Raw genomic sequence first — 10,979 nt, forward strand, 5'->3', positions numbered from 1 at the left:
TTGGTTGGTCTGGTTGAAAATGCAAGGCAATATAATGAAAACACTTTTTAAATGATTGTCCGTAATATTATTTCATTGATTAGCATAACTGATATTGGCCGGAATAAAAAAAACGCGCCAACAAAAAGTCCGCGCGAATAAGATTTTGTTTTAAGCGATTATGGGAATATGGCTACACGTTGAACCTGAAATGCATCACATCTCCGTCCTTCACAATATATTCTTTTCCTTCCACACGTAATTTTCCGGCTTCCTTGGCCTTGGCTTCGGTTTTATAGGTGACGTAATCGTCATAGGCAATGACTTCGGCGCGGATGAAACCTTTTTCAAAATCGGTATGGATCACGCCGGCAGCTTTAGGAGCTGAATCGCCAATGTTGATCGTCCAGGCGCGTACTTCTTTGACACCGGCGGTAAAGTAGGTTTGCTGATTGAGCAATTTATAGGCTGCACGGATCAATACTGACGCTCCGGGTTCTTCAAGGCCGACGTCTTCGAGGAACATCTGGCGTTCTTCGTAGCTTTCGAGTTCAGTGATGTCTGCTTCGGTTCCAACGGCAAGCACGATGACTTCGGCTTTTTCGTCTTTGACCATTTCGCGGACTTTTTCCACATAAGCATTTCCGGATACGGCAGAACCTTCGTCTACATTACAAACATAAAGGACAGGTTTTGTCGTAATGAGCTGGAAATCTTCCATCAACGCTTCTTCATCAGCATTTGCAGGAGTTACGGTACGGGCTGATTTGGCCTGCAATAAGGCTTCGCGGATTCGGTCAAGCAACCCTTTTTCGGTCTGTGCTTCCTTATTTCCGGTCTTGGCGGCGCGGTTCACTTTTTCAAGGCGTTTTTCAACCGTTTCAAGATCTTTGAGCTGGAGTTCGATATCGATGGTTTCCTTGTCGCGGATTGGGTTTACGTTTCCATCGACGTGAACAATATTATCGTTATCAAAACAACGCAATACGTGTATGATAGCATTGCATTCGCGTATGTTACCCAGGAATTGGTTTCCGAGACCTTCACCTTTACTGGCACCTTTTACAAGGCCGGCAATGTCTACGATATCAACGGTCGCAGGCTGGACACGCTCCGGATTCACGAGTTCTTCGAGTTTCTGCAGACGCGGATCCGGCACATTTACGACTCCGATATTTGGTTCTATGGTGCAGAACGGAAAGTTCGCGCTCTGGGCTTTGGCATTGGACAAACAGTTGAACAGGGTTGATTTTCCTACATTCGGCAAACCGACGATTCCAGCTTTCATAAGGTATTTTTTTCGGTGTGCAAATATAGCGCATAATTCGGTTTCGTGAAGAATTATGTAATCTGCGACAGAATATTATGTAACCGTATGGAAATAGCCACACTTAACTTTGTTAACCAATCAGTACAAAATATATACTACCATGAAAACGACTTCATTGACTATAATCGCGGCCTTGCTTGCTTTTGGTGTGCAGGCCCAACAGAAAAACGTCCAGAACGCATCTACTACAACGGTTACAACTGTAAAGGATTCGGACGGAGAGAAAAAACTGGTCAAGACTACAACCGAACAACAGTCGCAAGATCTCAAATTCCAGGATCCGGATTCAAAGGCACTGAACAAAGATCTGGCACCTACACCTACAGAAGTTACGGCCACTACAACCGTTACATTGCCAGATGGTTCTACAAGACTGGTAGATGTTGACCGTTCAGCGGTTTACGACGTTGGCGGAAAAAAGGTCAAAGTGGTTTTGGATAACGTAGGATATTCTGTTATAGATGTGGTTTCAATGAAAAAAGTAGCTACGTTGCGAAATGTCGGCAACAACCAATATTTATATAATTCAGACGGAAAAACTTCATATGTTTCGTTTGACGGAAGCGGAAATCTTGTGATGCATACCTACGATCCAAAGTCGGACAAAATCACGACCCAGACATACACCAAAAACTAACGAAATACATTAATTGGGAGAAGCGCCGCGAAAGTGGCGCTTTTTTATATCAGGCATCAAGCAGGAAAGGGATTTCGAACCTTACCTGAGCACCGATGATTTTGTGTTCTGTATCTTTCAGATTGTCAGTGCGAATGATAAATCCTTTGTCCTTTGAATATTTTTCGAGTCTCTTTTTGGTAATCGACATCGCCATTGATTTTCTGGCTGATGGTTCTTTTTCGGTTTCAAAACCAGTTCCGTTATCTGATACCTCAAAGAAAAGATGCGAATCTTCGAGATAAAACCTAACCGTTATTATACCATCTGAAGGCTTGTTTTTAAGTCCGTGTTTTATTGCATTTTCAATAAAGGGCTGGGTTAGCATGGGTGGCAGGAAAGTAACTTCCGGTTCAATCGATTCGTCGACAACAACAGTATAATTGAATTTATTTCCGTGAAGCATCTGTTGGGCCGAGAGATAATTTTCCACAATCTCTATTTCTTCTTCAAGCGAAATGTAATTCTCATCGGAACTCTCCAGTATTTGCCGTGTCAGCTTTGAAAATTTGTTCAGGTATTCGATGGCATCTTCTTCTTTGTTGTTGAAAATCAGGCTCTGGACATTATCTATCGAATTGAAGATGAAATGTGGGTTCATTTGTGACCGAAGTAGTTTCTGTTCCGTCGATTGTTGCTTGTCCTCGAGTTTTTTGCGTCTTTTCCGGAAAACGATAAACGACAGGCCGAGCAGCCCTAAAAGTGATGCCGATCCAACGATCCACCAGGTCTTTTGCTGGTTGGAACTGGATAATTCATCACCGGCTTTGGTCAATGATTTCTTTAAAGTTGTCGCCGAATTCTTTGCCATATCCAGACTGTCCTTAAATTGGTATTTATATTTCAGTTGAGCCGCTTTGTCTAAGTTGGCCGGACTCAGAATACTGTCACGAAGATTTTTATGCGTCTTTATTTCCTCATAAGCCAGCTTGTAATGTTCGGTGGCATAATTGATTTCAGATTTGAGCAATGCGATGTCACGTTGCTGGTCAATCAGTTTGAGTTCGTTGGCGATGGCGGCACTTTTTGTAGCAAAATCCAAGGCTTTATCATATTCCTTCTCAGCAAAATAAGTACGCCCTATATGTAGGTAGGCAAAGCACAATTCTTTTTTGGCACCGAGTTTTTTTGAGATGGTTACCGATTGTTCCAGGTAATTGCGTGCCTCGGCATATTTCTTTTCATTCAGTTTGAGCGACCCGATGTTGAGCTGGCAAAACGCAATGCTGTGCGAATCTTCAATTTCGCGGCTCATTTTCAAAGCCCTCTGGAAGAACGCCATCGCTTTTGCCGATTGTTTTTTATCGATCATGATGACGCCGGCGTTGGTCAGTGCAGATAAAGTCCCTTGCGTATCCTTGAGTTTTTCGAATGTTTCAAGCGCTTCGAGATACAGCTGCAACGCTTCGTCAGGTTTGCCCAACGCATTATAGGTATTTCCGATGTTTTGCTGGTTGACCGCGATTCCGGCCAAATCGGACAATTGTTTCTTGATTTCGAGCGACCGCAGGTAATAGTCGAGCGCCAACGTATATTCGCCCCGGTTCTGGTGCAGGTTGGCCAGATTGTTCAAGCCATTAGAGACACCGCGCTTGTTCCCGAGTTTTTCATCTATCACAAGCGCCCTGTCGTAAACCCGGATCGCGTCTTCAGATTTGAGCTGTTTGGCATAGATGACGCCAAGCCCGATGAGCGAAGACGAAAGTCGCTTCTGGTCGCCCGTAACTTCACATAATTCTATGGCAGCTTTATAGTTTTCGGTTGCTTTGTCATAGTCGCCGAGGTAAAAATGGCATCGGCCGAAATTGAACCGGCAATTCGCTAATCCTTCCTTGTCGCCCAATTTCTGATACATAGCGAACGAATTCTGGAAATAGGAAAGTGCCGACGTATAATCGGCTTTGTTCACCAAGGCGTTTCCGGAAAAAAGCTGGCTGTATGCCTTGCCCTTGGCATAATTGAGTTCACCGGCCAACAATTCCGATTCTTTCAGCAACCTGAGTGCCTTGTCAGCATCGGCCATAAAGGTTTTGGTGGCGATGCTGTTCATCAAATCTACTTTGGCAATGTTCGCCTGCGGATGGTTATTGAGTTCATTCTGCAAACTGTCGATGACGCTTTTCTGGCCAAAAGACAAAGCTGTCATCAGCAGAAAGGCGACAAGTAAAGGCAATGGGGCGAAAGTTTTTTCCACAAGTGTCCGGTTCGCCGCTAATATCGCAAATTCACTCAAAAGAATTCGGCACTTTCTGTTATCATTTGTGTTTTAAAAAATAAAACCCTGAATCAAAAAATCCAGGGTTTCGAAATTGTATCGTATGAACTATTCGTTGTGCAAAAATGCCTGTCGGTTGAGCAGCGTTTCCTCGCTTTCCACGTGGTTGTCATCCGGAACGCAGCAATCAACCGGACAAACGGCGGCACATTGCGGCTCTTCGTGAAAGCCTTTGCATTCGGTGCATTTGTCAGGCACTATGTAATAGATGTCGTCAGATATCGGCGTGCGTGCTTCTTCAGTATCCACTTCTTCACCAGAAGGTAAGACCACGCGGCCACGCAACGCAGTCCCGTCTTTGTAGCGCCAGTCATCGGCTCCTTCGTAAATAGCGGTATTCGGGCACTCCGGCTCGCAGGCTCCGCAGTTGATGCATTCGTCGGTGATTATTATGGCCATGGTAGGTTCAATTAATAATTAATGAGTAACAATGAACAATTGTTGTCCAGGTTAATTCAGATTTCGCAAACATTATTCTAATCCTTGTTCTTTCGACTTTCTTCCGATCTTCTGAACCACGAACTTCCGAACTCTATGTATCTTTGTGCAAAATTAACGCATACCGCCGTATTATCAAACCATTTATGACGTCTTTAGAAAAAATCAACGCTTTTGCGGAACTCGGTACATTCCTTTCCCAGTTCAAATTGGATTCAGATAAGAGAAATGCTGATGTTCAGGCCAATGATTTGTTCTTTGACGATTTTATCCGGTTGATTGATCTCTCCCAATCACATAACGGCTGGTTTACGCCGGAACAGGTTCGGTTTGCCATTGTTTCGTGGGCCGATGCCTTGACAGTGGAAAACCTTGAAAAATGGCTGTCAGCTTACCATCTCACGGATCACGAACCCAAAACGGTCGGATTGATCCTGGCCGGAAACATTCCGCTTGTGGGCTTCCATGATTTCCTGTCGGTACTGATGTCAGGCAATAAAGCGTTGGTCAAATTATCATCTAACGACCAGAAACTGCTTCCGTTCCTTGCCAGATATCTTGTCGAAATAGAACCGCGTTTTTCCAATCTGATTGCATTCACAGACGGAAAACTCGAAAATTTCGACGCCGTCATCGCTACCGGAAGCAACAATACCGCACGTTATTTTGAATACTATTTCCGGGACAAGCCGGCCATCATCCGCAAGAACCGCAATTCCGTTGCCATACTTACCGGAAATGAAACCGATTCGCAATTGCACGATTTAGGAGAAGATATTTTCAGGTATTTCGGGCTCGGTTGCCGCAACGTTTCCAAGCTTTTCGTTCCCGAAGGTTATGATTTTACCCGATTCTTCGAAGCGATTTTTCCCTACGGTGATGTCATCCACTATGAAAAATACGCGAATAACTACGATTATAACAAAGCCGTATTTCTCATGAGCAACTTCAAACTGCTCGACAACGGTTTTTTGACCATCAAGGAAGACAACAGTTATGCATCGCCCATTTCGAGTGTTTTCTATGAATTTTATGCCAATGCCGATGTGTTGAAGCAACGATTGGAGCAGGATAAGGATTTGCTACAATGCATTGTTTCTGATGGTTTTATGGCAGATTCGATCCCGTTTGGGCAGACACAAAAGCCTCAGCTTTGGGATTATGCGGATGATGTAGATACCATGGATTTTTTGCTTACATTGGCGTAAAAAGCAGTGAATATGAAACAATTTTTCTTTTGGCTTGGGCTGGTTTCCCTAACCGGTCAGGCACAGATTGCGTTTACGACCCAAGGTTTCCCCAATAGCCATTTCGGTTGGTCCTACGCCGTAAACGGTAATGATATTTTTGCCGGTGCGCCAGAATATGCCACTTTATCAAATCCCGGAACTGCGAAAGTCTATCATTTTCTAAAGGACGGCTCCGGTATCGGAGAATATCAGATAATCAATGAACCCGAGTTTTCTGTTGGCAACAGGTTTGGGCATTCCGTGGCATCCGAAGGAAATTTTCTGGCTGTCGGCGCACCTCAATACACCTCCGATACAGCTTTCGGAAATGGAAAAGTATATATGTTCCTAAAAAACGGCAACCAATTCTCCCTTACTCAGACTTTGATTGCGCCCGATGGAAATTCAGGTGACGGATTCGGGACCGTTTATTTTCACGATGGAGAACTTTTTGTTGGTGCGCCAGAGAAAGGGATTTCAGACGAAGGCGCCGTCTACCGCTACACTTTTGACGGGACGTCCTGGAATTTTGCCCAAGAGTTCCAGTTCGCGGGAACCGATCGTTTTGGATATGATGTGAAGTTCGATACGAACTGCATGATAGTCACCTATATGGATTCTGCCGATACCAAACACATTTATACTTTTTTGAAAAGCAACGGGAACTGGAATTTATCCTCTTCACAATCTTTCGGAAACGCTGCCTTACACTTTTGGGACGCTTTTATATCAAATGAAAAGATGTATATCCTGAGGGATGCCGAGGAAGCTGAACAACAGTCAGGTTCCGGGTTTTCTATACTGGAAATCAGGAATTACACTAATGATACGTCTTGGGAACTGGAAGATTCTTTCCCCGTTTTCAATGATGACCAGATCTACACGACATTATTCGTGAGCGAAGATAAAATGCTGATTGGATCCGGAACTTATGTCCTGGCAATGACCCGAAATTTTCCACTGCGTTTCTTTAGTAAAAACGGCGAATCTTGGACCTACTCCCACACGCTTTACAGTGAGAACACTTATGGGAACGACGACTTTTTTGGATCTACGCTGGACGGGGATGCCTCAGGCGTAGTAACCGGGGGTGAATATTCGCCTGTGAATCCGGTAGGTAAAAGTTATTATGTGGAATTCGCTTCATTGGGAGTTGATTCACCGTCGTTTTCCGATTTTGATCTTTATCCGAATCCGTCATCTGCAACGATCAATATCCACAACCTAAACGGCAGGATCATCAGGCATATTAAAGTCATCTCGGTTACCGGTGTTTTACTTTCGGACAAAGCTGACCCAGGCGAATCTTTCGATGTTTCCAACCTTTCCAGCGGAATGTACTTTTTACAACTACAATTTGAAGATGGCACAACAGCCACCAAACGCTTCATCCGTTCGTAACTACATCGATTTCTGTTAATAACAACAGGCAATTATTCATAAAAATCCTATTCTTTTCGAATGCTGTTTCCGAAATTTGCGGAAATTTTTTCAACATGAAAAAGCATAATTTCAGCGCCGGCCCATCTATCCTTCCTCAGGAAGTATTGCAAAAAGCGGCTCAGGCGGTATTGGATTTCAATGATTCAGGACTTTCGTTACTCGAAATTTCCCACCGCAGCAAGGATTTTGTAGCTGTGATGGATGAAGCACGATCACTTGCACTGGAACTTTTGGGACTTACCGGCAAAGGCTATCAGGCGTTGTTCCTTCACGGAGGCGCGAGCCTTGAATTCCTTATGGTTCCATATAATTTAATGACCAAAGCCGGAAAAGCCGCTTATCTCGAAACGGGAACGTGGGCAGTGGGGGCGATAAAAGAAGCGAAAGCATTCGGTGAGACCGTAGTCGTAGCTTCATCCAAAGATGCCAATTTCAATTATATTCCAAAAGGATATTCCATTCCTGGCGATGCCGATTATTTCCATTGTACTTCCAACAATACGATTTTCGGGACGCAAATGACCGAATTCCCGGACGTGGATATGCCTTTGGTTTGTGATATGAGTTCCGATATTTTCTCGCGTGAACTTGACTTTTCCAAATTTGGGATGATTTACGCCGGTGCACAGAAAAATATGGGGCCTGCAGGCGTTACGCTTGTGGTAATTAAGGAAGAAATCCTTGGCAAGACCGGAAGATCAATTCCGAATATGCTCAACCTGCAGCAACATATCGAAAAAGAAAGCATGTACAACACGCCTCCGGTTTTTGCTACATATGCTTCTTTGCTGACGCTTCAATGGTTAAAAAACCTTGGCGGAATTTCTGCAATCGAAAAGCAAAATAATGCCAAAGCGGAATTGCTTTACGCAGAAATCGACAGAAATCCGTTGTTCAAAGGAACAGCCGTAAAAGAAGACCGTTCCAAAATGAACGTGTGTTTCCTTCTCGAAGACGAATCCAAAACCGAAGCCTTCGACAACTTGTGGAAAGCCGCCGGAATTTCAGGTTTGGCCGGACACAGAAGCGTTGGCGGATACAGAGCCTCGATTTACAATGCGTTGCCAATCCAAAGCGTACAGGTTCTTGTTGATGCAATGAAAGAATTTGAACGCACAGCGTAAGGAACAACAGTGCGGCCCCGATGCGAGCGCCAATGGACAAGGCGAATCAATTATCCAGGTCCTTTTGTTGCGGGGTTCGCAGCAAAAGATATGAGCGGGCCAGCGGGAACTGACCGCCATAAACAATAAAAATAAAAATAGACAATAAGTTTTGAAAGTATTAGCCAACGACGGCATCTCACAAGCCGGAATAGACGCGCTTGAAAAGGCCGGATATGAAGTGATCACGACTAAAGTGGCCCAGGAACAACTGGTGACTTACATCAATAACAATAAAGTAGATGTGCTTCTTGTACGGTCGGCGACTAAAGTCCGGACCGATATTATCGACAATTGCCCGTCTTTGAAAGTGATTGGACGCGGTGGCGTCGGGATGGACAACATCGACGTAGATTACGCACGTGCCAAAGGATTGCAGGTGATCAATACGCCGGCATCTTCATCTGAATCCGTTGCGGAACTCGTGTTTGCGCATTTGTTCTCTGGGGTTCGTTTTCTTTACGATTCGAACCGCAACATGCCGCTCGAAGGCGATTCGAAATTTGAAAAATTGAAGAAAGATTACGCCAACGGAATCGAGCTTCGCGGAAAAACCCTTGGAATCATAGGTTTTGGAAGAATCGGGCGCGCGGTTGCCAAAATGGGCCTCGGCCTTGGGATGCGTGTGATCGCTTCTGATAAATATGTAGGCAATGCCGAAGTAAAAGTAGATTTCTACAACGGCCAGTTCATCAATGTTGACATAGCTACCGAGCCGATAGAGGATATCTTAAAAGTTGCCGATTTTATCACATTGCACGTTCCGGCACAGGAAGACGGTTATGTGATTGGTCAGCCGGAATTTGAATTAATGAAAGACGGAGCTGCCATTATCAATGCCTCACGTGGTGGCGTCATTGACGAAGTCGCACTTATCGATGCGCTCGACAGCGGAAAACTATCCTTTGCCGGCCTCGACGTTTTTGAAAACGAACCGACACCGGCTATACAAGTCCTGATGCACCCTAAAATTTCGTTGACGCCTCATATTGGTGCTGCAACCAACGAAGCCCAGGACAGGATCGGGACTGAATTGGCTGAGCAGATTGTCGGCTTACTTGGATAACTGAAATTCAAAATACTTTTAAGAACCGGTTTTAAGCCGGTTTTTTTGTTTCGCTCCATCTTTAACCAATTATAAGAATCTGGCTGTGTAATAATTTTGGATGTAACAATTTTTTGTTACGCCAGATTTCTGTGACAATTCGATGTGTGGATTTTTAAAAGTCCACACATCGAATTGTCACAAAGATTCCTATTCCCTGTTAAGACGATTCACCTGATTATTTAACATTTGAGGCAGTTTTTCTGTACCGGCCTTATCGCGCCAGGGAGTAATTTGGCACTGGGGAGGGGCCAATGGTGTTCCCTACAAAATCCACAAATTTTCTTGCTGTAGTTTTTCTGTATCATTTGTTAAAGTTTATTTGGCTTTATGTGCCTGCGCTGCTTATTGATTCCAATTACATTTCACAAAGCGTCCCTGCAGGGCCTTGCTGACTACCTTTAAATTTGTGGCAATCCAAAGTGTGGATTTTTAAAAGTCCACACTTTGGATTACCACAAAAATTCCCAACACAGGTTTGACGGTTTTTTTGAAACGAAGGACGGGCATTCATCAGATAAAAAAAGCCCCGACGCAGTCGGGGCCTAATTGTTAATCGTTACTTATTAATTGTCAATTACCGTTTGAGCACACGCAACGTCTTCACGTTGCTTCCCTGTGTCAATACGATGTTGTAGACACCGCTCGGGTATTTCTCCCCGAACTGGGCCAGTTCGATCCGGCTGGCCTCGAAGGATCTTTCCTCAAGCAGTTTACCGATCATGTCATACACACGTACCTGCACGGCTTCCTCCGAAGTGGAATCCAGGTCGAGCGAGAAGCTCTCGGCATACGGGTTCGGGAACACCGTGGCGTCGAAACGCTGTGCAATCACTTCCGGCTGCTGTGTCCCGTCCTGGCGCAATACCCCCGGAGCGTACACGAAACAGGCCTCACCGAACGGTGAATGGTAACCGGTGGTCCTCACGGCCACACGCACCATGTACTTGCCGCCCGGCACGTAACCCGGCACCATGCTGAAGTTGAAGTAGGACAATGTACGGTCCACGATCTGCGAGGAGACCGGGTTGTCGTTTCCATCCACAAGGGATACCTCGAAACGGTAGGCCGTGGCCTTGTTCAGGCTCGCCGTGGAGATGTAGCTGTTCTGCTGTGCCATGTGCTGGTCGCAGTTGTTGATCATCGGAACCCCCGGTGATGAGATCGGACACGGAGCGCCGTAACCCGAGAACACACCGTTTGTCTTAATGGCCACCTCCACACTGTAAGTCGTTCCGTAGAAATAGTACGGAAGCATGGTCAGGGCGAAGTAGTTCTGCGTACGCTCGATCTCCTGTACCTGGCCCGGAACCGACGAGTCGGTCTGGTTGGTCACACGGA

At 45.1% G+C, this 10,979-nt stretch carries 9 protein-coding genes; 5 read left to right on the forward strand and 4 right to left on the reverse strand.

The window, feature by feature from the left end; all coding sequences use genetic code 11:
* Window positions 1-172: 172 nt before the first annotated feature.
* Window positions 173-1,267, reverse strand: a complete 1,095-nt coding sequence (gene ychF, locus G6047_RS02355; protein ID WP_169525862.1) for a redox-regulated ATPase YchF — start codon at window positions 1,265-1,267, stop codon at window positions 173-175.
* A gap of 142 nt (window positions 1,268-1,409) precedes the next feature.
* Between ychF and G6047_RS02360 the strand changes: the two genes are divergently transcribed.
* Window positions 1,410-1,946: a hypothetical protein gene (locus G6047_RS02360; protein WP_169525863.1), complete on the forward strand. Its 537-nt coding sequence runs from the start codon at window positions 1,410-1,412 to the stop codon at window positions 1,944-1,946.
* Between the two features lie 49 nt (window positions 1,947-1,995).
* Here the strand turns inward: G6047_RS02360 and G6047_RS02365 are convergent, their stop codons facing one another.
* Together G6047_RS02365 and G6047_RS02370 are read right to left on the reverse strand one after the other, a co-directional pair.
* A complete protein-coding gene (locus tag G6047_RS02365) occupies window positions 1,996-4,179 on the reverse strand; it encodes a tetratricopeptide repeat-containing sensor histidine kinase (protein ID WP_169525864.1) in 2,184 nt (727 codons plus the stop codon).
* 129 nt (window positions 4,180-4,308) lie between these two features.
* Window positions 4,309-4,659 (reverse strand): 4Fe-4S dicluster domain-containing protein, encoded by a 351-nt coding sequence (locus G6047_RS02370; protein WP_169525865.1) that lies wholly within the window; start codon window positions 4,657-4,659, stop codon window positions 4,309-4,311.
* A 185-nt stretch (window positions 4,660-4,844) separates the two neighbouring features.
* Here G6047_RS02370 and G6047_RS02375 point away from each other — a divergent pair, with 185 nt between their 5' ends.
* The 4 genes from G6047_RS02375 to G6047_RS02390 all read left to right on the forward strand — a co-directional run bounded on the left by G6047_RS02375 (window position 4,845) and on the right by G6047_RS02390 (window position 9,599).
* Entirely contained in the window at window positions 4,845-5,906 is a 1,062-nt protein-coding gene (locus G6047_RS02375; RefSeq protein WP_169525866.1) for an acyl-CoA reductase, read from the forward strand.
* 12 nt (window positions 5,907-5,918) lie between these two features.
* On the forward strand, window positions 5,919-7,328 hold the full coding sequence (locus tag G6047_RS02380; protein WP_169525867.1) for a T9SS type A sorting domain-containing protein: 1,410 nt from the start codon (window positions 5,919-5,921) through the stop codon (window positions 7,326-7,328).
* Window positions 7,329-7,423: 95 nt separating this feature from the next.
* Entirely contained in the window at window positions 7,424-8,494 is a 1,071-nt protein-coding gene (gene serC / locus G6047_RS02385; protein WP_169525868.1) for a 3-phosphoserine/phosphohydroxythreonine transaminase, read from the forward strand.
* A gap of 151 nt (window positions 8,495-8,645) precedes the next feature.
* Window positions 8,646-9,599 (forward strand): D-2-hydroxyacid dehydrogenase, encoded by a 954-nt coding sequence (locus G6047_RS02390; RefSeq protein ID WP_169525869.1) that lies wholly within the window; start codon window positions 8,646-8,648, stop codon window positions 9,597-9,599.
* A gap of 616 nt (window positions 9,600-10,215) precedes the next feature.
* Here the strand turns inward: G6047_RS02390 and G6047_RS02395 are convergent.
* On the reverse strand, window positions 10,216-10,979 hold a 764-nt coding region (locus G6047_RS02395), incomplete at its 5' end, for a T9SS type A sorting domain-containing protein (RefSeq protein ID WP_169525870.1).

The sequence above is a fragment of the Flavobacterium silvaticum genome (assembly GCF_012911565.1).
Classification (GTDB): Bacteria; Bacteroidota; Bacteroidia; order Flavobacteriales; family Flavobacteriaceae; genus Flavobacterium; species Flavobacterium silvaticum.